The 22,454-nt window shown below is 68.4% G+C and carries 18 protein-coding genes; 8 read left to right on the forward strand and 10 right to left on the reverse strand.

What is annotated here, in order from left to right:
- Positions 1-71 precede the first annotated feature (71 nt).
- Both IPK27_22740 and IPK27_22745 read right to left on the reverse strand, forming a co-directional pair.
- The gene (locus IPK27_22740; GenBank protein MBK8070320.1) at positions 72-254 is read right to left on the reverse strand and encodes a hypothetical protein; all 183 of its coding nucleotides are present in this window, start codon (positions 252-254) and stop codon (positions 72-74) included.
- A gap of 103 nt (positions 255-357) precedes the next feature.
- A complete protein-coding gene (locus tag IPK27_22745; GenBank protein MBK8070321.1) occupies positions 358-2,211 on the reverse strand; it encodes a potassium transporter Kup in 1,854 nt (617 codons plus the stop codon).
- A 152-nt stretch (positions 2,212-2,363) separates the two neighbouring features.
- On the opposite strand from IPK27_22745, the gene IPK27_22750 reads away from it, so the two are divergent.
- The 7 genes from IPK27_22750 (at position 2,364) to IPK27_22780 (ending at position 10,645) form a co-directional block, all read left to right on the forward strand.
- Positions 2,364-2,474 (forward strand): potassium-transporting ATPase subunit F, encoded by a 111-nt coding sequence (locus IPK27_22750; protein MBK8070322.1) that lies wholly within the window; start codon positions 2,364-2,366, stop codon positions 2,472-2,474.
- A 1-nt stretch (position 2,475) separates the two neighbouring features.
- The gene (gene kdpA / locus IPK27_22755) at positions 2,476-4,200 is read left to right on the forward strand and encodes a potassium-transporting ATPase subunit KdpA (protein ID MBK8070323.1); all 1,725 of its coding nucleotides are present in this window, start codon (positions 2,476-2,478) and stop codon (positions 4,198-4,200) included.
- Positions 4,197-6,233, forward strand: a complete 2,037-nt coding sequence (gene kdpB, locus IPK27_22760; protein ID MBK8070324.1) for a potassium-transporting ATPase subunit KdpB — start codon at positions 4,197-4,199, stop codon at positions 6,231-6,233. The genes kdpA and kdpB overlap by 4 nt, the downstream gene beginning before the upstream one ends.
- A gap of 243 nt (positions 6,234-6,476) precedes the next feature.
- The gene (kdpC, locus tag IPK27_22765; protein ID MBK8070325.1) at positions 6,477-7,064 is read left to right on the forward strand and encodes a potassium-transporting ATPase subunit KdpC; all 588 of its coding nucleotides are present in this window, start codon (positions 6,477-6,479) and stop codon (positions 7,062-7,064) included.
- A gap of 2 nt (positions 7,065-7,066) precedes the next feature.
- Complete coding sequence (locus IPK27_22770; GenBank protein ID MBK8070326.1) at positions 7,067-9,718, forward strand: sensor histidine kinase KdpD; 2,652 nt, start codon at positions 7,067-7,069, stop codon at positions 9,716-9,718.
- Complete coding sequence (locus IPK27_22775; GenBank protein MBK8070327.1) at positions 9,715-10,404, forward strand: response regulator transcription factor; 690 nt, start codon at positions 9,715-9,717, stop codon at positions 10,402-10,404. The genes IPK27_22770 and IPK27_22775 overlap by 4 nt, the downstream gene beginning before the upstream one ends.
- 25 nt (positions 10,405-10,429) lie before the next feature.
- A complete protein-coding gene (locus IPK27_22780; protein MBK8070328.1) occupies positions 10,430-10,645 on the forward strand; it encodes a winged helix-turn-helix domain-containing protein in 216 nt (71 codons plus the stop codon).
- A gap of 21 nt (positions 10,646-10,666) precedes the next feature.
- On the opposite strand, the gene IPK27_22785 is transcribed toward IPK27_22780, so the two are convergent.
- From IPK27_22785 to IPK27_22805, 5 genes are all read right to left on the reverse strand, one after another.
- Positions 10,667-11,455 (reverse strand): NrdJb, encoded by a 789-nt coding sequence (locus IPK27_22785; protein ID MBK8070329.1) that lies wholly within the window; start codon positions 11,453-11,455, stop codon positions 10,667-10,669.
- 117 nt (positions 11,456-11,572) lie between these two features.
- Entirely contained in the window at positions 11,573-12,103 is a 531-nt protein-coding gene (locus tag IPK27_22790) for a hypothetical protein (protein MBK8070330.1), read from the reverse strand.
- Positions 12,104-12,181: 78 nt separating this feature from the next.
- Complete coding sequence (locus tag IPK27_22795) at positions 12,182-12,916, reverse strand: hypothetical protein (protein ID MBK8070331.1); 735 nt, start codon at positions 12,914-12,916, stop codon at positions 12,182-12,184.
- A gap of 11 nt (positions 12,917-12,927) precedes the next feature.
- Positions 12,928-15,075, reverse strand: coding sequence for an adenosylcobalamin-dependent ribonucleoside-diphosphate reductase (locus IPK27_22800; protein ID MBK8070332.1), 2,148 nt, complete (start codon positions 15,073-15,075; stop codon positions 12,928-12,930).
- 368 nt (positions 15,076-15,443) lie between these two features.
- Positions 15,444-18,401, reverse strand: coding sequence for an EAL domain-containing protein (locus IPK27_22805; protein MBK8070333.1), 2,958 nt, complete (start codon positions 18,399-18,401; stop codon positions 15,444-15,446).
- 191 nt (positions 18,402-18,592) lie between these two features.
- On the opposite strand from IPK27_22805, the gene cysK reads away from it, so the two are divergent.
- On the forward strand, positions 18,593-19,558 hold the full coding sequence (gene cysK / locus IPK27_22810; GenBank protein ID MBK8070334.1) for a cysteine synthase A: 966 nt from the start codon (positions 18,593-18,595) through the stop codon (positions 19,556-19,558).
- 255 nt (positions 19,559-19,813) lie between these two features.
- Here the strand turns inward: cysK and IPK27_22815 are convergent, their stop codons facing one another.
- From IPK27_22815 to IPK27_22825, 3 genes are all read right to left on the reverse strand, one after another.
- Positions 19,814-21,196 (reverse strand): two-component sensor histidine kinase, encoded by a 1,383-nt coding sequence (locus IPK27_22815; protein ID MBK8070335.1) that lies wholly within the window; start codon positions 21,194-21,196, stop codon positions 19,814-19,816.
- Positions 21,197-21,404: 208 nt separating this feature from the next.
- Positions 21,405-22,085, reverse strand: coding sequence for a response regulator transcription factor (locus IPK27_22820; protein ID MBK8070336.1), 681 nt, complete (start codon positions 22,083-22,085; stop codon positions 21,405-21,407).
- A gap of 22 nt (positions 22,086-22,107) precedes the next feature.
- Positions 22,108-22,329 carry a hypothetical protein gene (locus IPK27_22825; protein ID MBK8070337.1) on the reverse strand — a complete coding sequence of 74 codons (222 nt, stop codon included), beginning with the start codon at positions 22,327-22,329 and terminating at the stop codon, positions 22,108-22,110.
- Positions 22,330-22,454: the final 125 nt, after the last annotated feature.

The raw sequence follows: 22,454 nt of genomic DNA on the forward strand, positions 1-22,454 counted from the left end.
CGCACGGCGCGGGTCCAGGCTGCGTCGTTCCCGTCTGGGCCGTCGTGCACCTGGGGATGGCAGGCGCAGCTTCAGCGGCCGAAAAACCAGCAACCCGGCCGGTCCGGCACGCCGCCACAGGAATCCCGGGAGGAATTCACTCCGACCAGGGCCGCGCGCTGGTGTTCCGGCAGCGGCGGCAACGCGGCAACCAGGGCCAGCCACAAGCCGGCGGCCAGCAGCAGCGTGGAAGCGATTCGGGCAGCGGTGCGCATGACACGGAGTCCTCGGTACGTGCGACGGTCTTTCAGCGCGGGGCGCGGTCGATGACAGCGCCTGCTACCCCCGCAATCAGAAACTGTCGACTGGGTCCGCCTTTCAGAGCAGCACGCGCGTGCCGAGTTCCACGATCTGGTTCGGCGGCAGCCTGAACCAGGAGCCGACATCGTCGGCCTGCCGGCTCATCGCCGAGTACAGCCCCGCACGCCAGCCCGGCAGCTTGCCCGGACCGTCGGCGATGGTCGAGCGGCCGACCACCCAGGTGATCGCGATGTCGTCCGCCAGCAAGTCCGTATCGTGCCCGCGCAGGGCCACCGGCAGGTCGGGCTCCTCGCGGAAGCCGTAACGCACGCGCACGTCATAGAGGCCATTGCCCAGCGCTTGCACGGTCACCCGCTCGGGCCTGGAAACATAGGGCACCTCGAGGAAATCGGTGTGCACGAACAGCACCCGCTCGTGCAGCACCTTGAAATGCTTGAGGCAGTGCAAAAGCGCGCTCGGCACGCGGTCCGGATCGGAGTTGAGGTAGACCGCGGTGCCTGGCACCCGCGGCACGCCGGCTGCCAGCGTGACCGGGCATTCGGCCATCGGCAGGTCCAGCCGCTGGCGCTCGCGCGCGACCAGGGCGCTGCCGCGGCGCCAGGTGGTCAGCAGCACGAAGATCGCCGCGCCCAGCGCCAGCGGGAACCAGCCGCCGTGCATGAACTTGCTGGCGTTCGAGGCGAAGAACACGCACTCGAGCAGCAGCACCGGCAGCAGGAAGGCGATCAGGCGACGCCGCCCGGCGCCCGGGCGCTGCGCCGCGATCGCCACGGTCAGCAGCGAGGTCACGATCATCGTGCCCGACACCGCGACGCCATAGGCCGCCGCCAGCGCGCTCGATGAGCCGAAGGCGAGCACCAGCAGCAGCACCGCGACCAGCATCGCCCGGTTGACCGCCGGCACGTAGATCTGGCCGCGCTCGGTGTCCGAGGTGTGCAGCAGGCGGATGCGTGGCAGGTAGCCCAGGCGCGAAGCCTGCAGGGTGATCGAGTAGGCACCGGAGATGGTCGCCTGCGAGGCGATCACGGTGGCGGCGGTGGCCAGTGCGACCAGCGGCCACAGGAACCAGTCCGGCGCCAGCGCGTAGAAGGGATTGGCTGCCGCAACCGGGTCGCGCATCACCAGCGCGCCCTGGCCGAAGTAGTTCAGCAGCAGCGCCGGGCACACCAGGCCGTACCAGGCCACCCGCACCGGCCAGGGCCCGAAGTGGCCCATGTCGGCATACAGCGCCTCGCCGCCGGTCAGCGCCAGGAACACCGCCGCCATCAACACGAAGGCGGCGTGCGGGTGCTCCAGCGCAAAGCCCAGCGCATGGCGCGGGTCGATCGCCCACAGCACTTCGGGCGTCTGCGCGATGCTGGCGACGCCGAGCATCGCCAGGGTGCCGAACCAGACCAGCGTGATCGGGCCGAAGGAGGCGCCAACCCGCCCGGTGCCATGGCGCTGCACCAGGAACAGTCCGAGCAGGATGCCGAGGGTGATCGGGATCACCCAGTGCGCCAGCGACGGCGCGGCCAGCGCCACACCCTCTACCGCCGAGAGCACCGAGATCGCCGGGGGGATGAGCGCATCGCCATAGAACAGCGCGGCGGCGAACACGCCGAGCACCGTCACCACCGCGGCCAGGCGCCGCCGCCCGGCGCTCGCCCGGTGCGCCAGCGCGGTCAGCGCGAGCACCCCGCCTTCGCCCTCGTTGTCGTGGCGCAACACGATCCACACATACTTCAGCGAGATCACCAGGGTCACCGCCCAGAACAACGCCGAGAGCGTGACCAGCACGTTCTCGGGCGTGGGCGCGAGGCCGTGACCAGGGGTGAAAGCCTCCTTGAAGGCGTACAGCGGGCTGGTGCCGATGTCGCCGTAGACGATGCCGAGGGCGGCCAGGACCAGCGCGGGTTTTTTCGATTGCATGCGGATCGCGAGCAGTTGAACGCGCCGCGCAGGCTGGGCGCGCGGGCACGTGCACGCAACCCACGCCACGCGGTTTTTACGCGGCGTTTACGGCCGGGCCTGCGCTTGCGCATCGCGCCGCTACGCCCGCCTGGCGCACTGTGGCGATGTCGGTGCCAGGTGCACTTTGTGGAGTAGCCACGATGAATCTGCTGATCCTGTTGCTGGCCGTGGCGTTCGCGGCCTACCTGCTGGCCGCCGTGTGGTGGCCGGAGCGCTTCTGACATGGCCACCCTGCTGCTGACCTACCTGGTCGCGATCGCCGCCGCGCTGCCGCTCGGCTGGTGGCTGGCGCGCACACTGATGACCGCGCCGATGCCCGGCGAGGCGCTGTTCGCAGCCATCGAGAAACCGCTCTGGCGCGCGCTCGGCATCGATCCTGCCCGCGGCATGAGCTGGCAGGGCTACGCCCGTGCCTTCCTGCTCAGCAATGCGGTACTCGGCATCGCGGTGTTCGCGCTGCTGCTGGCGCAGGGCTCGCTGCCGCTGAATCCGGATGGCATTCCCGGCATGTCCTGGGACCTGGCCTTGCACACGATGGTCAGTTTCCTGACCAACACCAACCAGCAGCACTACTCCGGCCAGGCGCAGCTGTCCTACCTGTTGCAACTGGCCGGCATCGTCACGCTGCAGGTGGTGACTCCGATGATGGGCCTGGCCATCGCCGCGGCGATGCTGCGCGCGCTGACCGGCGGCCGCAACGCCGCCAGCGCGAAGGAGGGCGAGCCGCGCGATGTCGGCAACTTCTACGTCGACGTGGTGCGCCTGACCCTGCGCGCCTTCCTGCCGGTCGCACTGGCACTGTCGCTGGCACTGTCCTGGCAGGGCGTGCCGAGCACTTTCGAGGGCGCCGCGAAGGCCACCCCGGTGGACGCCAGTGCCGGCCTGGGCGAGCAGTTGATCCCGGTTGGCCCGGTCGCACCGATGGTCGCGGTCAAGCAGCTCGGCACCAACGGCGGCGGCTGGTACGGGCCGAACTCTTCGGTGCCGCTGGAGAACCCGACACCCTTGTCGAACCTGCTGCAGACCGTCGCGATCATCGTGTTCCCGATCGCGATCGCCCTGATGATCGGCCCGCTGACTGGGCGTCGGCGGCTGGCCGCGATGGTCTTCGGCAGCATGCTGCTGATGTCGCTCGCGCTCGCGGGCGCTGCGCTGTGGCTGGAGCAGGCGCCGAATGCCGCCGCCAGCGGACTTGCGGCCGCGACACCCAACCTCGAGGGCAAGGAGGTGCGCTTCGGTGCCGATGCCTCGGCGCTGTGGGCGACCCTGACCACCCAGACCTCGAACGGCTCGGTCAATGCGATGCACGACTCGCTGAACCCGCTGACCGGCGTGATCACGCTGTCCGGCATGCTGGTCAACGCGGTCTGGGGCGGCGTCGGCTGCGGTCTGGTCAATTTCCTGGTCTACGTGTTGCTGGCGGTGTTCCTGTCCGGGCTGATGATCGGGCGCACGCCGGAGCTGTTCGGGCGCAAGCTCGAGGTTCCGGAGATCCGCCTGCTCTCGCTGGTGGTGATGCTGCAACCGCTGCTGGTGCTCGGCCTGACCGCGTACACGCTGGCGACGCCGGCGATCACCGGCAACAGCAACCCCGGCTTCCACGGCATCTCGCAGGTCTTCTACGAGTACACCTCGGCCTTCGCCAACAACGGCTCCGGCTTCGAGGGCCTCGGCGACGCCACGGTCTGGTGGAACCTCTCCTGCGTGCTCGCATTGCTGGTCGGGCGCTACGCCTGCCTGCTAATTCCCCTCGCGATCGCCGGTTCGCTGGCGGTCAAGCGCGTCGCGCCGACCACGCGCGCCTCGTTGAATGTCGAAGGCCCGGTGTTCGCCGCCACCCTGATCGCGGTGATCGTACTCATGACCCTGTTGTGCTTCCTGCCGGTGCTGGCGCTCGGGCCGATCGCCGAGCACCTCTCGCTGGCCGCCACGGGAGCCATTCAATGAATACCCAGGTGATCAAGCGTCAACGCCATTCCAGCGGGCACACGCCGCTGCTGCCGGCCTTCGTGGACGCGCTGCGCAAACTCGACCCGCGCGTGCAGTGGCGCAACCCGGTGATGTTCGTGGTTCTCGCCGGCACCGTGCTGACGCTGCTGCTGGCCTTCGCCGCCGGACCGTCCGATGCGCGCTTCGGCTTCACCCTCGCGGTGGCCGCGATCCTGCTCGCCACCGTGGTCTTCGCGAACTTCGCCGAGAGCATCGCCGAGGCGCGCGGACGCGGCCAGGCGGCCAGCCTGCGCGCCACCCGCAGCGAGCTGACCGGGGTGCGCATCGTGGACGGCCGCGAAGAGCGCGTGCCGGCCTCGGCGCTGCGCCGCGGCGACCAGGTGCGCGTGACTGCCGGCGAGCTGATCCCTGCCGATGGCGAAATCATCGAAGGCCTGGCCACGATCAACGAGGCCGCGGTCACTGGCGAGTCCGCGCCGGTGCTGCGCGAGGCCGGCACCGACAAGAGCGGCGTGATCGCCGGCACCAAGGTGCTGACCGACAGCATCCTGGTCGAGGTCAGCGCCGACCCCGGCGACAGCTTCCTCGACCGCATGATCCGCCTGGTCGAGGGCGCGCAGCGCCAGAAGACCCCGAACGAACTGGCGCTGACCGTTCTGCTGTCGGCGATGACCCTGGTGTTCCTGATCGTCTGCGTCAGCTTGCCGCCGATGGCGGGCTTCCTCGGCGTCGAACTTGACCTCGTGATGCTGGTCGCGCTGCTGGTGTGCCTGATCCCGACCACGATCGGCGGCCTGCTGCCGGCGATCGGCATCGCCGGCATGGACCGCGCGATGCGTGCGAACGTGATCGCCAAGTCGGGCAAGGCGGTGGAACTGGCCGGCGACATCGACACCCTGCTGCTCGACAAGACCGGCACGATCACGCACGGCGATCGCCAGGCGACCACTTTCCACCCGATGCCGGGCGTGGCAGAGGGCCATCTCGCGCGCGCTGCCGCGCTTGCCTCGCTGGCCGACCCGACCCCGGAGGGCAAGTCGATCGTACGCCTGGCCGAGCGCCAGGGCGTGCGCGAGGCGCTGCCCGCAGACAGCACGGTGATCGAGTTCTCGGCGCGCCTGCGCATGTCCGGCATCGACATTCCCGGGCGTGCGCCGCTACGCAAGGGCGCGCCCGACGCGGTCGCCCGCTGGGTCACGCAGGCCGGTGGGCATGCGCATGCCGCGCTGCAGATGACCGTCGAGCAGGTCGCGCGCGGCGGCGCCACCCCGCTGGTCGTCTCGGGGGGCAAGGAAGTGCTCGGCGTCGTCGCGCTCTCTGACATCGTCAAGTCCGGCGTGCGCGAACGTTTCGCGCGGCTGCGCGGCCTTGGCGTGCGCACGGTGATGATCACCGGCGACAACCCGCTGACCGCCGCGGCGATCGCCGCGCAGGCCGGCGTCGATGACTTTCTCGCCGAAGCCACGCCCGAGGACAAGCTCGCGCGCATCCGCGCCGAACAGGCGCAGGGACGCCTGGTGGCGATGGTCGGCGACGGCACCAACGATGCGCCGGCGCTGGCGCAGGCCGACATCGGCCTGGCCATGAACGCGGGCACCCAGGCGGCCAAGGAAGCCGGCAACATGGTCGACCTCGACTCCGATCCGTCCAAGCTGGTGGACGTGGTCGAGATCGGCAAGCAGTTGCTGGTCACGCGCGGTGCGCTGACCACCTTCTCGCTCGCCAACGACGTGTCCAAGTACTTCGCGATCATCCCGGCGATCTTCGTCGCCGGCATCCCGTCGCTGGCGGCGCTGAATGTCATGGGGCTGTCGAGTGCGACCAACGCAGTCCTCTCGGCGCTGATCTTCAACGCCCTGATCATCCCGGCGCTGATCCCGCTGGCGCTGCGCGGCATCCGCGTGGCCGCCGCCAGCGGCGACGCGCTGCTCGCGCGCAACCTGTTGCTGTGGGGCGTCGGCGGCGTGATCCTGCCGTTCCCGGCAATCAAGCTGATCGACATGCTGCTCGCCGCCGTCCTCGGCGCCTGATGCGCGCCATCGCCACGCTGTCGCACCAGCAAACCAGAAGCGTTGACGCAAAGGACGCAAAGGGGAGAAGAAAGGACGCAAAGGAAAGCAGGCGGGAAGCCGATCGGACCAGCCGCTCGCTGCATCTGCTTCCCTTGCTGCAACTGCTCCCCCGCTCCAATGGCTTCCTTCGTGTCCTTGCTTGCTGTTTTTTGCGTCCTTTGCGTCCCACGCTCTTCAATTAACCGATCACGAGGCAACCCGATGAACACTCAAGCAGTACTCGACACCCGCGGCGGCGGCCTGCGCGCGGCGCTGGTGTTTGCCGCGCTGGCGATCGCGCTGACGGGCCTCGCCTACCCGGTCGGCGCCACCCTGCTCGGTGGCTGGCTGTTCTCGCAGCAGGCGCGCGGCAGCCTGATCGAGCGGGATGGCCGCGTGGTCGGCTCGGCTCTGGTCGCGCAGCCCTTCGCCGATGCGCGCTACTTCGCGCCGCGCCCTTCGGCCGCCGGCTACAACCCGGTGGGTGCCGCCGGCAGCAACTGGGGCGCGTCCAACCCGGCTTTGCGTGAGCGCATGGCCGCCGAGGCCGCGGCGATCGCCGCGCGCGAAGGCGTGATCGCGAGCGAACTGCCGGCAGACCTCGTCAGCGCCTCCGGATCCGGCCTCGATCCGCACATCACCCCGGCCGGCGCACAGGCGCAGGCGCCGCGGGTGGCGCGGGCACGCGGGATTCCCGAGGACCAGGTGCTGGCACTGATCGACGCGCATACCGAGCCGCCGATGCTCGGCTTCTACGGTGGCGCGCGCGTCAACGTGCTGCAACTGAACCTGGCGCTGGACGCGCGCTGACCGTGCCCGACGCGCGCAGCGCCCAGGCGGACGCCCTGCTCGAGGGCATCGCGCGCGAGCGCCGCGGCGCGGCGCTGAAGGTCTTCCTCGGCGCCGCGCCGGGCGTCGGCAAGACCTACGCGATGCTCTCGGCGGCGCGCGAGCTGAAGCGGCGCGGCATCGACGTCGTGGTCGGCATCGTCGAGACCCACGGCCGCGCCGAGACCGCGGCGCTTCTCGAAGGCCTGGAAGTGCTGCCGCGAAGGCGCGTCGAGTATCGCGATCGCACCCTCGAGGAACTCGACCTCGATGCGCTGCTGGCGCGCAAACCCAAGGTCGCGCTGATCGACGAACTCGCGCACAGCAACGCGCCCGGCAGCCGCCACCCATATCGCTACCAGGACGTGCTGGAACTGCTCGACGCCGGGATCGAGGTCTACACCACGGTCAACATCCAGCACCTTGAGAGCCAGAACGACCTGGTCGAGCGCCTGACCCAGGTGCGGGTGCGCGAAACCGTGCCGGACGCGGTGTTCGACCGCGCGCGCGACATCGTGCTGGTCGACCTGCCCCCGCGCGAACTGATCGAGCGCCTGCAGCAAGGCAAGGTCTACGTGCCCGAACTGGCCAGTTCGGCGCTGCAGCGTTTCTTCAATCCCTCCAACCTGTCTGCCCTGCGCGAACTCGCGCTGCAGCAGATCTCCGACCGCGTCGACGCCGACCTGCGCGAGACCCTGACCGCGCGCGGCCAGCAAGTCGTGCCGATCCGGCGGCGCCTGCTGGTCGCGGTCGACGGCAGCGAGAACAGCGAATACCTTGTGCGGGTCGCGCGCAAGCTTGCCGAGCGCCGCGGCGCGCCTTGGACCGTGGCCTTCGTCGACACCGGGGATATCTCCGCGGAACGCCGGCACGCGGTCGACCAGGTGTTCGCGCTCGCACGCCGCCTGGGCGCCGAAACCGACTGGCTGCGTGGGGCCGATGTCGCCGACACCCTGCTCGACCACGCCGCGCAGCAGGCGGTGTCCGGGATCGTGCTCGGCCGTACCCGCGAGCGTCCCTTCGCGCGCATGTTCAACCGCACCCTGACGCAGCGCCTGCTGCAACACGGCGCGCACCTGGAGCTCACCATCCTGGCGACCCCGCAGGCGCGCCGCCGCGCCCGCCGGCGTCCGCGCGTCGGCGTGTGGCGCTGGAGCGATGTCGCGCTCGCCGCCGGCGGCGTGGTCGCCTCCCTGCTGCTGGCCTTGCTTGCAGAGCGCTGGCTGGCGCTGAAAGACCTGTCGCCGATCTTCCTGCTGGCGGTGCTGGTGGTGGCGGTGCGCACCCGCGGCAGCATCGCGGTACTGACCGCGGTGAGCTGCTTCCTCGGCTGGAACTTCTTCTTCACCGAGCCACGCTACACCCTCGCGGTGTGGGCGCACCGCGATTTCGTCAACCTGTTCCTGTTCCTGGTGGCTGCCCTGATCAGCGGTCGCCTGGCCGGCCACCTGCGGCGCCAGGTACTGAACCTGCGCGCCGCCAACGCCAGCATCCAGGCGCTGCAGTCGCTCGGACGCGAGCTGGCCACGGCAGCGGACGCCGAGAGCGTGCTCGCGGTCGCGCAACGCGCCCTCGCGCGCGCCGGCGGCTGCGATGTGGTGCTGTTCCTGCGTGAGAGCGGCGGGCAGCTGCGCCAGGCGGCCGGCAGCGCCACGCCGGGCCTGACCGAGCAGGCCGCAGCGGACTGGACCGGCACCCATGGCAAACCGGCTGGGCGCGGTACCGACACCCTGCAGGCCTCGGCCTGGTGGTTCCTGCCCTTGAAGAGCAAGGACAGCGTGCTCGGCGTGGCCGGGTTGCGGCCGGCCAGCGAGGCCGGCTTCGGCAGCGAGCAGGAGGAACTGCTGCAGACCATGGTCGACGACCTCGCGGACGCGCTCGCGCGCACCCGGCTCAACGATGCGCTGGAAGCCGCCCGCATGCAGAGCGAGACCGAGAACCTGCGCGCGGCGCTGCTGTCCTCGGTCTCGCACGATCTGCGCTCGCCGCTGTCGGCGATCGTCGGCGCCGCCGAGAGCCTGACGGCCTACGGCGATGCGATGCCGCCGGAGGACCGCCGCAGCCTGCAGGAGTCGATCCTCGGCGAGGGCCAGCGGTTGGACCGCTACATCCAGAACCTGCTCGACATGACCCGCCTCGGCCACGGCGAGCTGAAGATCCAGCGCGACTGGATCGCGCCGGCGGAACTGCTGGGCGCGGCCGCGCGGCGCGTGCGCAAGCAGTTCCCTGGGATCGAGTTCGCGCTCGATGTGCCGCCCGACCTGCCCTTGCTATGGGTCCATCCGGCGCTGGTCGAACAAGCGGTGTTCAACATCCTGGAGAACGCCGCGCGCTTCTCGCCGCCCGGTGGGCCGGTGTCGCTGCGGGCGCGCGCCGATGCCGGCGAGCTGCGCATCGAAGTGGCCGATCGCGGCCCGGGGATCCCGGAAGAGGAGCGCGCGCGCATCTTCGACATGTTCTATTCGGTCGCGCGCGGCGACCGTGGCAAGGGTGGTACCGGCCTCGGACTCAGCATCTGCCAGGGGCTCATCGGTGCCCACGGCGGCCGCGTCGAGGCCTTGCCCGGTGCCGATGGATGCGGCACGCTGATCGTGGTGACCCTGCCGCTGACCTCTCCGCCCGAAGCGCCCGGATGATCGAAGCCAAGCCGCGCATCCTGGTGGTCGACGACGAGCCGCAGATCCGCAAGCTGCTCGACATCAGCCTGCGCGCGCAGGGCTACCAGGTGGAACAGGCCGGCAACGGCGCCGCGGCGCTGGCGGCGCTGGCCGCGCACGGCGCCGACCTGGTGATCCTCGACATCGGCCTGCCCGACCGCGACGGCCACAGCGTGCTGCGCGAGATCCGAGGCTGGACCGAGGTGCCGGTGATCATGCTCTCGGTGCGCGCTTCGGAGGCCGAGAAGGTGCGCGCCCTGGACCTCGGCGCGAACGACTACGTGACCAAGCCCTTCGGCGTGCAGGAACTCTCGGCGCGCATCCGCGCGTTGTTGCGCACGCGCCCAGCGCTCGCCGGCGAGACCGGCTGGGACGATGGCCACCTGCACGTAGACCCGCTGCGCCGGCGCGCCGATCTCGACGGCCAGACCTTGCGCCTGACGCCGAAGGAGTGGTCGCTGTTGCTGTTGCTGCTGCGCCACCGCGGCAAGGTCCTGACCCAGCCGCAACTGCTGCGCGAGCTGTGGGGCCCCGACCATGACGAGGACAGCCACTACCTGCGCATCCTGGTAGGCAAGCTGCGGCGCAAGCTGGGCGACGACCCGGTCTCACCCCAATACATCGAGACCGAGCCCGGGGTGGGCTTGCGCTGGCGCGCCGAGTAGCGCGCCTTGCAGGGGTCAGCGCGATCTGCCGCCGCGGCCACGGAGCCACGGCGCCGGGAAAGGACTCCGGTGCGCCTTTGCAGCCCGGGTGCGCGAGCTGTGGGGCCCCGACGATGACGAGGACAGCCACTACCTGCGCATCCTGGTAGGCAAGCTGCGGCGCAAGCTGGGCGACGACCCGGTCTCACCCCAATACATCGAGACCGAGCCCGGGGTGGGCTTGCGCTGGCGCGCCGAGTAGCGCGCGGTCCCGGCCGCTACCTCAACCGCACTTCGAATAGCCGCAATTCAGGCAGGTCTGACAGCCATCCATCAGGACCACGGCCTTGGTGTTGCACTTGCCGCACATCGTCGCGCTGGGCGGGAAGGACAGGCTCTGCTCGGTGGCAACCACCACGAGCGGAGCCTTGGCTTCCGGCTCGCGGCTCACTTCAGCGTTTTTTTTTCCGCCGTCCGCGCTTTGCGCCTCGTACTGCGCGCGCTTCTTCGCGATCGCCTCGCGCTGCTCGATGCTGAGCTCGTCGCCGACGATCATGCCGATGCTCTTCAGGTGGTCCTCGACCACGAAGCCGAGTTCGGCGACGATCGACGGCATGTACACGCCACCGGCCTTGAAGTAGCCGCCGCGCGGATCGAACACCGCCTTCAGCTCCTCGACGATGAAGGTCACGTCGCCGCCCTTGCGGAACACCGCGCTCATGATGCGCGTGAGGGCCACGGCCCACTGGAAGTGGTCCATGTTCTTGCTGTTGATGAACACTTCGAAGGGCCGGCGAGACTCATGCGCGGTACCTTCGTTGAGCACGATGTCGTTGATCGTCACGTACAGGGCGTGCTCGAACAGCGGCGACTTGATCTTGTAAGTGCTGCCGTCGAGTCGCTCGGGGCGCTCGACGCGCTCGTGCATGTGAATCACTTCGGCGCTCGGGGCCTCCACCACGGCGGGCTCGGCGGCGGCAACGCGCGCAGCCTCGGCGGCTTCCGCCTTCGCCTTGTCTTCCGGGGTCTGCACCGCGTAGCCGGTGATCTTCTTGCTGATCTTGATGGTCATCGTCAGGTCCTGCGGGCGACGCCTGCATGGCGCCGCCGGATCAATGCTTGCCCGCACTGCGTCGGGAGATTCAAAAAATCGCTGGCAGCCGCTCGCGCACGCGCGGCCGCCAGCGGCTCACTTCGCTGAGATCAGCTTCAACTCCCCACCCTGCTGATAGGCGGTGGTGACTTCAAGATCCCGCCCGATGCGGGCGAGTTCGAGCAGATGGTCGATCTGGATGGTGCGGTCCTCGCTGCTGAGCAGGACAATCTGGTCGATCACGTAGGCGCGGGCTACGCCGGCCAGCGCGTCCTCCAGGCTCAAAGAGTCGAAGACCTCGTCCTGGAACAGGAACTGGTTGTCCCCGTGCGGCAGCAGTTCCACCTTGAGTCGCTGACCGGGCACCAGGTCTGCCGGCAGGGCAACCTTGTTTGCCGGCGAACCTGACTCGACCTTCGCCGGCAAGCCGTTCGCGGACAGCACGGCGTCTTTCAGCGCCTGCTGCGACTTGTCCGCGCCGTACTTGGCGTTCAGCTCGGCCAGGTGCTTCTCGTAGGCCGCGCGGCCGCGCGGCGCGAGCATGGTGTCGCCGTTCTGCGCTTGCGCCCACAGCCCCTGCGGCGAGAGCAGCGCCAGTGCCAGGACCATCGCCATCCGGTATTTCATTGCAACTCCTTGCGGCACCCTACGCACGGCTGTGCCTGCGCAACTTGCGGGCCCGGCAAACCGGGCCCGCCGAACGGATCAAGACTTCTTGGCGGCTGGCTTCTTTGCCGGCGCCTTGGTGGCAGGCGCCTTCTTGGCCGGAGCCGCCTTCGCTGCAGGCTTCTTCGCCGGCGCCGCCTTGGCGGCCGGCTTCGCTGCAGCCTTGGCAGGCGCCTTGGCTGCGGGCTTCTTCGCCGGAGCCGCCTGCTTCGCCGGGGCCTTGGCTGCTGGCGCTGCCTTCTTCGCCGGGGCCTTGGCCGCTGGCGCTGCCTTCTTCGCCGGGGCCTTGGCCGCTGGCGCTGCCTTCTTCGCCGGAGCCTTGGCTGCCGGCGCCGCCTTCTTGGCCGGGGCCTTGGCCGGCTGTCCGGTCACCTTGGCAGCTGCGGCCTTGGCCTTGTCCACCGCCTTACCCACTTCCGCCTTGGCCTTTGCAACGGCCTTCTTCACCGCCTTGACCTTCGGCGCGGCGGCCTTCTCGGCTTTGGCCACGGTCTTCTTGGCAGCCTTCTTGACGTCAGCCACCTCCTTCTTGACCGCCTTGGTCACTTCGGCAGCCTTGGCTTCGACCGCCTTCTTGGCCGCACCGACTTTCTTCGCCGCAGCCTTCTTCACCGCCGCCACCTTGGATTCGGCCGCTGCAACCGCTTCCTTGCCTTCCGCGATCAGCTTCTCGCCAATTGCCTCGGCCTTGTCTTTCAGCTCTTCGATCTTGCCCGCAATACCCTGATCACCGCTCATGACGACCACTCCCTCGCTCAAGTCAGCGCCCGCCATGGGCGCGGTTCCTAGAACTTGCCGTAATAGCCTTCCTTCAGCGCATCGAACAGATTGGCGGCGGTATGGATCTCGCCGTCGTACTCGATTTCCTCGTTGCCCTTGACTTCGACCACGCTGCCGTCTTCGAGTTCGAAGCGGTAGAGGGTGTTCTCCAGATCCTGCTCCTTGACCAGCACGCCCTGGAAGGCGGCCGGATTGAAGCGGAACGTGGTGCAGCCCTTCAGCCCCTGCTTGTGCGCGTAGAGGTAGATGTCCTTGAAGTCCGCGTAAGGGTAGTCGGTGGGCACATTGGCGGTCTTGCTGATCGAGGAATCCACCCACTTCTGTGCCGCAGCCTGGATGTCGACGTGTTCTTTCGGGCTGATGTCGTCGGCGGCGACGAAATAATCCGGCAGCTTTTCGTCGGCCTTCTCGCTGTAGGGCATCGCCTTCGGGTTGACCAGGTGACGGTAGGCCAGCAGCTCAAAGCTGTAGACCTCGACCTTTTCCTTGGACTTCTTGCCCTCGCGGATCACGTTGCGCGAGTAATGGTGCGCGAACGAGGGCTCGATGCCGTTGCTGGCGTTGTTGCCGATCGACAGCGAGATGGTGCCGGTCGGCGCGATCGAGCTGTGGTGGGTGAAGCGCGCGCCGGCCTCGGTCAGATCCTGGCACAGCTCCGGCGCAACGGTGGCCAGGCGCTGCATGTAGCGCGAGTACTTGCCGTGCAGCACGCGGCCGGGGATGCGGTCGCCCATCTGGTAGCCGTCGGCCACCATTTCCGGGCGCTTGCGCAGCATGTCGCCGGTCACCTCGAAGTCCTCGAGCATGATCGGGGCCGGGCCCTTTTCCTGCGACAGCGCGAGCGCTTCCTCCCAGCCGGCGACCGCCATGTCGCGCGCCACCTGCTCGGTGAACTCGCAGGATTCGGGCGTGCCGTAACGCATCTTCAGCATCGTCAGGGTGGAGCCGAGGCCGAGGAAACCCATGCCGTGGCGGCGCTTGCGCATGATCTCGTTGCGCTGGCCTTCCAACGGCAGGCCGTTGACCTCGACCACGTTGTCCAGCATGCGCGTGAACACGCGCACCACTTCCTTGTATTCCTCCCAGTCGAAGCGCGCGCGGCTGGTGAAGGGCTCGCGCACGAACTTGGTCAGGTTGACCGAGCCGAGCAGGCAGGAACCATAAGGCGGCAACGGCTGCTCGCCGCAGGGATTGGTCGCGCGGATCTGCTCGCACCACCAGTTGTTGTTCATCTCGTTGACGCGGTCGATCAGGATGAACCCCGGCTCGGCGAAGTCGTAGGTCGAGGTCATGATCATTTCCCACAGACCTTTCGCCCGGATCTTGCCGTAGATCTTGCAGGCGACCAGGCCATCGTCACGGCTGACGTAGTTGTGCTTCGTCGGCCACTCGCGCCAGACCACCTGCCTGGGATCGGTGACGTCGATCTCGTGCTGTTCCTTGACGTGCACCGGGAACACCAGCGGCCAGTCGCCATCGGTCTCCACCGCGTGGATGAACTCGTCGGTGATCAGCAGCGACAGGTTGAACTGGCGCAGGCGACCGTCCTCGCGCTTGGCCTTGATGAACTCCTTGACGTCCGGATGCGAGACATCGAAGGTGCCCATCTGCGCGCCGCGGCGGCCGCCGGCGCTGGACACGGTGAAACACATCTTGTCGTAGATATCCATGAAGGACAGCGGTCCGGAGGTATAGGCGCCGGCACCCGACACGTAGGCGCCGCGCGGGCGCAGCGTCGAGAATTCGTAGCCGATGCCGCAGCCGGCCTTGAGCGTCAGCCCGGCCTCGTGCACCTTGGCCAGGATGTCGTCCATCGAGTCGCCGATGGTACCGGACACGGTGCAGTTGATCGTGCTGGTGGCCGGCTTGTGCTCGAGCGCGCCGGCATTGGAGGTGATGCGGCCGGCGGGAATGGCGCCACGACGCAGCGCCCAGAGGAAGCGCTCGTACCAGTAGGCACGCTTTTCCGGCGTGGCTTCGGCATCCGCGAGCGCCCGCGCGACACGCTTGAAGCTGTCGTCCATGGTGCGGTCGATCGGATCGCCCAACTTGCTCTTCAGGCGGTACTTCTTGTCCCAGATGTCCTGGGATGCAGGCTGCAACGGGATGTCCACAATGTCATTGCGTACCGCTTCGAGACGAACGGTGCTCATCAAAACTGCCTCCCCAGGCATCAGGCGCGTTTTTCTTGTGTGTTGCGGTGTTGCAACTAGTTCTTGATGCCAGTTGGCAGCTCAACCACAACATCTAGTGGTGCGACGGGCGCGAAGTTTGGAATCGCCGGGGCGGGACGTCAAGCGACTTCGTGCCGGAAGTGTGACCCATTGCTGCGCGAGCCGATGAGCGGATGGTTGTGGGTTGTGGGTTGTGGGTTGTGGGTTGTGGGTTGTGGGTTCTGGGTTCTGGGTTGTGGGTTCTGGGTTGTGGGTTCTGGGTTGTGGGCAGAAAAGCCGGCCGCCGACTGCATTCGCTTCGGCCTTTGCCGCCCACAACCCAGAACTCACAACCCCAGAACCGTGACTCAAACGATCTCCCCCACCGGCAGCGGCCGGCTGAACAAGAAGCCCTGACCGAGCTTGCAGCCGAGCTCGCGCAGGGCCTGGCACTGAATGTGGGTCTCGATGCCCTCGCCGATGACCTCGATGCCGAGCGAGTCGGACAGGGCATGGATCGCGCGCACGACGGCGGCGCTGCCGCCTTCCTGGCCGGGTTTCAGGTCGGAGACGAAGGAGCGGTCGATCTTCAGCGAGTGGATCGGAAAGCGGTGCAGGTAGGACAGCGAGGAGTACCCGGTGCCGAAATCGTCCAGTTGCACCCGTACGCCATCTTCGCGCAGGCGCTCCAGCAGGCGCCGCACGTGGTCCGGGTTCTCCAGCAGCGCGCCCTCGGTGACTTCCAGGCGCACGCGCTGCGGCGCCAGGCCGTGGGCATCGATCAGGCGCATCACCGAGCGGTCGAAGTCGCCCGCGCGCAACTGGCGCGCGGAAACATTGATGCTGACGTAGGCGTCCGGTTGCGGCAGGCGCTGGGCGTCGCGACAGGCGAGCGCGAACATCTGCCAGTCGATCTGCTCGATCGAGCCGTTGTCTTCGGCGACGTTGAGGAAATCCCCCGGCAGCAGCAGGCCGCGCTCGCCATGGCGCCAGCGCAGCAGCGCCTCGTAGCCGACCACCGCTGCGTCTTCCAGGCGCACGATCGCCTGGAAGTGCGGCTCGAACTCGCCGCGCGCCAGAGCGCGTCGCAGGTCGCCCTCGAGATCCAGCACGCGCAAGGCTTCGGCGCGCAGCTGCTCGTCGAACAGCTCGAAGCGCTGGCGCCCCTGAGCCTTGGCGCGGTACATCGCCACGTCGGCATCGCGCAGCAGTTCCTCGGCGCGGGTGTAGCGCGGATGCGAGAAGGCAATGCCGATGCTGGCCGAGGTGAACAGCTCCTTGCCGCCGATGCGCATCGGCTCGGCGAGGGCCGAAATGACGCGGTCGGCGATGAAGGTGGCGCGGTCCGGGTGGTGCAGGTCGTCGAGCAGGATGGCGAATTCGTCGCCGCCCAGACGCGCGACGGTATCCGGCTCGCGTACCGCCGCGGCGATCCGGGTGGCCGCTTGTTTCAGCAACTCATCGCCCACCAGGTGGCCGACACTGTCGTTGACCACCTTGAAGCGGTCGAGATCGAGGAACAGCACGGCGAAGCCGCGCGATTCGCCGCGGCGGAAACGGGTCAGCGCGCGCGCCAGGCGGTCGAGCAGGAAAGCGCGGTTGGGCAGCCCGGTCAGGGTGTCGTGCAGGGCCTGGTGCTTGAGGGTGTCCTCGACCCGCTCGCGCTCGACGATCTCATTGGTCAGTTCGCGGTTGGCGACGGCCAGTTCGTGCGTGCGGTCGGCCACGCGCCGTTCCAGATCGGCATAGGCCGCGCGCAGTCCATCCTGCGCGCGCTTGCGCTCCAGCCCGTTGGCGATGTGGTAGCCGACAAAAGTCAGCAGTTCCTGGTCGCGCTCGGTGAACGGGATGTCGGCCGAATAACTCTGCACCGCAACCACGCCGACGGTGCGTTCGTCGCAGATCAGCGGGACGCCGAGCCAGTAGACCGAGCGCGAACCGAAGCTCGCCACCTCTCCTGCGTGCGCCAGCGACTCGATGGCGTCGCGGTCGGCCAACAGCGCCTGCCCGGTGCGCAACACATATTCGGTCAGGCCCTTGGCCAGCTTGCGCCGCTGGCGCACCGGGTCGCGCTCGTCCACCGAATACGGAAACTCCAGCTCGCTGCCGTCATCGCTGACCAGCGCGATGTAGAAATTGCGCGCGTACAGCAGCTGGTCGACGATCCCGTGCACCGCCGCGTAGAACTCCTCCAGCGACTCGGCGGTGCTGGACTTCTCCGCGATCCGGTAGAGCGCCGCCTGCAGGCGTTCGCTGCGCTGGCGCTCCAGGACCTCCTGGCGCAGTTCGCGATTGGCCGCGGCCAGTTCGCGCGTGCGCTCGTCCACCCTACGCTCCATTTCCTCCTGCGCCTGCTTGCGATCCAGCGCGGTGAGGATGTGCTGCGCGACATAGGTCAGCAGGGTGCGGTCCTCGGCGCTGAATCGATGCTCCTCGCGGTAGCTCTGGACCACGATCGCGCCGCGAACCTCGCCCGCTCCGACCAGCGGCACGCCCAGCCAATCGACGCTGTCCGGGCCCAGGCTGTCGTCGCGCGCCACGCCCAGGCGCTCACGCAGCGTATCGGAAGGACCCATCTGCGCCTGGCCGCTCGCGAGCATCGCGAGCGTCAGGCTGTTCGGGATGCTGCTGACCGGGATCGCGGCGCCCGGGACCGGGCGGTCGGTGTCCTCGGTATCGGCGAAGTAGAGGAAGCGCAGGGAGTCGGGATCGTGCTCGCGCAGCACGATGAAGAAGTTCTCGGCGTACATCAGCTCGCCGACGACGCCGTGCACGCTCTGCATCATCTCCGGCATGTCCAGTTCGGAGCTGGCCATCTCGGCAATCGCATACAGCGCGCGCTGCAGGCGCTCGGCGCGCTCCAGTCGCAGCACGGCCTGGGTCAGCGTGTCGAGTTCGACCAACCGCCCCGCCACGGCGGCGATATCGTCGACGAAGCGCTGCCACTCGCTGTCTACCGGCTGCGCGTGCGCAGCTGGCCAGGCCAGCGCGGCACGGCCCATGACGCCGGAGACCAGTTCGCGACAGGCGAAGGGTCCGTCGCCGCGCGGTCCGGCGTTTCCCGCCCATTGCTCCAGCCAGGCGCGTTCTTCATTGCTGGCCGCGGCGGCAGGGGCCACCAGTTGCCTCGCCGGCTCGCCCGACAGTGCGCTGCGCGACCACCAGACCAGCATCAGTCGCGGTATGCCGAAGCGGCGGTGGGCCTCGCGCGCGGCGACATGCGCGAGGGTTTCCAGGTCAGAGGTCCGCAGCAATTCGCGCACGAATCCGCCATGTCCGCCGTTGCCGCCGGTGGTGGCCATCGCTTCGACTGCTTGCGGATTCATCGGCCTCCCTGCTCCGGCCCCGAGGATGCCCCAGCGGAGTCTCCGCCCGCTGCAAGTGTATGCCGATGCGCACCGTTTTTGCCGACCTCGCGCCGGCGACATGTCGATATGACGACGGCGACTGGTGTCGCCCCCGTCCGCTGGGGCACCATGCGGGTCCAATCTTCGATCGCACCGGTCCGGAGCGCGCCATGATCCACGCCAGCATCCTCGACACCATCGGCAACACGCCGATCGTCCGCATCAATCGCCTCGCGCCGCCGGGCGTCGAGATGTACGTCAAGGTCGAGGCCTTCAACCCGGGATCCTCGGTCAAGGACCGCCTGGCACTGGCGATCATCCAGGACGCCGAGGCGCGCGGAGAACTGAAACCGGGACAGACCGTGGTCGAAGCCACCAGCGGCAACACCGGCATCGCGCTGGCGATGGTCTGCGCCGCGCGCGGCTATCCCTTCGTCTCGGTGATGGTCGAGACCTTCTCGATCGAGCGGCGCAAGATCATGCGCGGCTACGGTGCCAAGGTGATCCTGACGCCGGCGGCCGAGCGCGGCTCGGGCATGGTGCGCCGCGCCGAGGAACTGGCGAAGAAGCACGGCTGGTTCCTCGCCCGCCAGTTCGAGAACGAGGCAAACCCGGCCTACCACCGCAGCACCACCGGCCCCGAGATCCTGCGCGACTTCGCCAACCGCCGGCTCGACTACTTCGTCAGCGGCTGGGGCACCGGCGGCACACTGACCGGCGTCGGCCAGATGCTCAAGCTCGCCCGCCCGGGCGTCCGGATCGTCACCACCGAACCCGCCGCGGCGCCGCTGCTGGCCGGCAAGCCCTGGTCGCCGCACAAGATCCAGGGCTGGACCCCGGATTTCGTGCCTGCAGTGCTGGACCGCACGGTGTTCGACGACAACATCGCCATCGACGATGTCACCGCGCGCGACACCGCGCGCCTGCTGGCGCACCAGGAGGGCGTCTTCGTCGGCATCTCCGCCGGCGCCACCTTCGCCGCCGCGCTCGAAGTGGCGCGCCAGGCCGCACCCGGCAGCGTCATCCTTGCCATGCTCCCCGACACCGGCGAGCGCTACCTGTCCACCTTCCTGTTCGAAGGCGTCTCCGAAGGCTCGGACGACGAGTGGCTCTCTGCTCTGGACGCAGCCAGTTGAACGCGACGGGGCCGGTTAAACGCGGAGACGCAGAGAGCACGGAGGAAAGCCGCAGAGAAGGAGCGAGAGTGTTTCCGGGGAGACTCGAGCCTGCAGCACCTGCCGCGAACCCCGCCCACGTCTCTTGCTCGTCTCTGCGTCCTCCGCGTCTCTGCGTTGAATGGCCCCCGGCACTCCCGAGCCAAAACCTGACGCTCCTCCGCGGCTTTTCTCCGCGTCCTCCGCGTCTCCGCGTTTGACCGGCCCGGCCGCGCCTCACCCGCCGAGCGGCGGGAGGCGGACTTCGAAGGACGCGCCACCCAGCGAAGATGAACGGCTGACCTTCATCTCGCCGCCATAAGACGCGACGATGTCGCCGATGATCGACAGGCCGATGCCGTGGCCCTGGACGCGCTCGTCGCCGCGCACACCGCGCTTGAGCACTTCGCTGATCTTGTCATCCGGGATTCCTGGGCCGTCGTCCTCGACGCGCAAGAGCAGGCCGGGGCGACGGGCTTTGGGCAAGCCGAGCGGTTCGGCGGTCAGCAGCACGCGGCCCTTGCACCACTTGAAGGCGTTGTCGAGCAGATTGCCCATCAGCTCCATCAGATCGCCCTTGTCGCCATGGAACATGCTGCGCGGGTCGACTTCGAACTCGGCCAGTGCGCCCTTGCGGGCATAGACCTTCTCCAGCGTCAGCGCAATCTCCTCGGCGTGCGGCTGGATCGCCAGCGGGGCGGCATAGGTCTGGTGCCCGCTCTTGGCCGCGCGCGCCAGCTGGTAGGCGACGATCTCGTCCATCCGCACGACCTGCTCCAGGCCGCCGGCGCGCATCTTTGCGGGGTCAGACTCGTTCTCGAACAGGCCGCGCATCACCGCCAGCGGCGTCTTCAGGCTGTGCGCCAGATCGCCCAGGGTATTGCGGTAGCGCCGCAGGTGCTCGCGCTCGCTCTTGATGAAGTCGTTGAGTCCACGGGTCAGCGCCGACAGTTCCAGCGGATAGTGCCCCGGGAGCTGTTCGGACTCGCCGCGCTCGACCAACGCCAGGTCGCGCGCGACCGCGCGCAGCGGGCGCAGGCTCCATACCAGCAGCAGCGCCTGGAACAGCAACAGCAGCAGGCCCAGACCACCGAGCACCACCCACATGGTTTCGCGGAAGGCGCGGATCTGGCGCCGCACCGAGGACTGGCGCTCGCCGACATTGATGGTCACGCGCACATCCTTGCCGGAGGGCGAACGCGCCTCGAACAGCACCCCCATGCTCAGCATGTAGAAGCCGCCGCGGGTGCTGGTGGGCACCTTGAAGCTCATCTCGCCGGGCTTGAGCGCGTCTTCGAAGGGCAACTCGCGATCCAGCGCGGACGGCGATTCCCAGCGGAAGTTCTCGGCGTAAATCGAGGCCACCAGGTCCGAGCCCGGACGGTCCAGCCGTGGTTCGGGCAGGAACTCCGGAACCAGCACCTCACCCCGCACCGAGGTGTCGGTCCGTGCGAGGAAGGAATAGGCCACCGACTGCAGGCGCTCGCGCAGCACCGAGTAGGCCCACTGCTCGAAGGCTCGCTCCAGCGCATAACCGGTCAGCCCGATGAAGGCCGCCAGCACCAGGCTCGCCGCCAGCAGCGAGCGCGCAGCCAGCGAGAACTGGCGGCGGGTGGTCATGGGGCGGCCAGCCCCGGAGCCAGGCCGCGGTCATGCGGCGCGGATATTGAGGGCACGAGGGCATGAGGGCACGAGGGCACGTGAAAGCCGGCGCTCGCACTGGGCGGCTCTTGCGTGCCCTCGTGCCCTCGTGCCCTCGTGCCCTCCAACGAAAAAGACGCGGCCGGCATCACACCATCCGTCGCTAGCCGCGTCCCCACGCCCGCCCTCAGGACGTCCGCGGGATCGAGAAGCGGTAGCCGCGGCCGCGCACGGTCTCGATCGGCTTCAGCTCGCCGTCCGGATCCAGCTTCTTGCGCAAGCGGCCGATGAAGACCTCGATGACATTGCTGTCGCGGTCGAAGTCCTGCTCGTAGATGTGCTCGGTCAGGTCGCTCTTCGAGACCAGCTCGCCGGCGTGCAGGATCAGGTACTCGAGCACCTTGTACTCGTAGCTGGTCAGGTCCACCGAGGTGTCGTTGACCGTCACCGATTGCGCCGTGGTGTCGAGCTTGACCGGACCGCATTCGAGCAGCGGCTTGCTCCAGCCGGCGCTGCGTCGCACCAGCGCGTTCATGCGCGCCAGCAACTCCTCGATGTGGAAGGGCTTGACCAGGTAGTCGTCGGCGCCGCACTTCAGGCCCTCGACCTTGTCCTCCCAGCTGCCGCGGGCAGTCAGGATCAGGATCGGGTAGCGGCGGCCGGACTCGCGCAGGCGCTTGACCACTTCCAGGCCGGGCAGCTTGGGCAGGCCGAGATCGACGATGGCGACGTCGAAAGGCACCTCCTTGCCCATGTACACGGCCTCGTCGCCGTCGGCCGCGGTGTCCACCGCGAATCCTTCGCGCTGCAGGCGCGCAGCCAGGGTTTCGCGCAACGGGGCTTCGTCTTCTACCAACAGCACGCGCATGATTGACTCCTCGTCGGGTGTCTCAGGCCGGGATCTGGAAAATGCGGACACGCCCGTCTGGCATCAGAACCTTGATGCGGTAGACGACCGTCCCGCGGGTACGGATGGTGTCGGCTGCCAGCACCTTGCCGCGGGTCTCGCGCTCCACCTGCTCGATCGCTTCCTTCAGCGTCGCGGCGGCGAGCGGCGAGGCCGACAGCCACAGGCAGGCAGCGATGAGGATGGGGCGGAAGATCGACTTCATGCGCTGCCGGGGCCGGGCTGATCCTGTTCATCATAGTCGGCACGCAGGGGAATGTTCAGCATTTCCCTTGGCGACGGGTGACGGTATCCGCATCCTTGCAGGCCGTGGTCTGACTGAACCTGAAC

It is taken from the genome of Rhodanobacteraceae bacterium (genome assembly GCA_016713135.1).
Classification (GTDB): domain Bacteria; phylum Pseudomonadota; class Gammaproteobacteria; order Xanthomonadales; family SZUA-5; genus JADKFD01.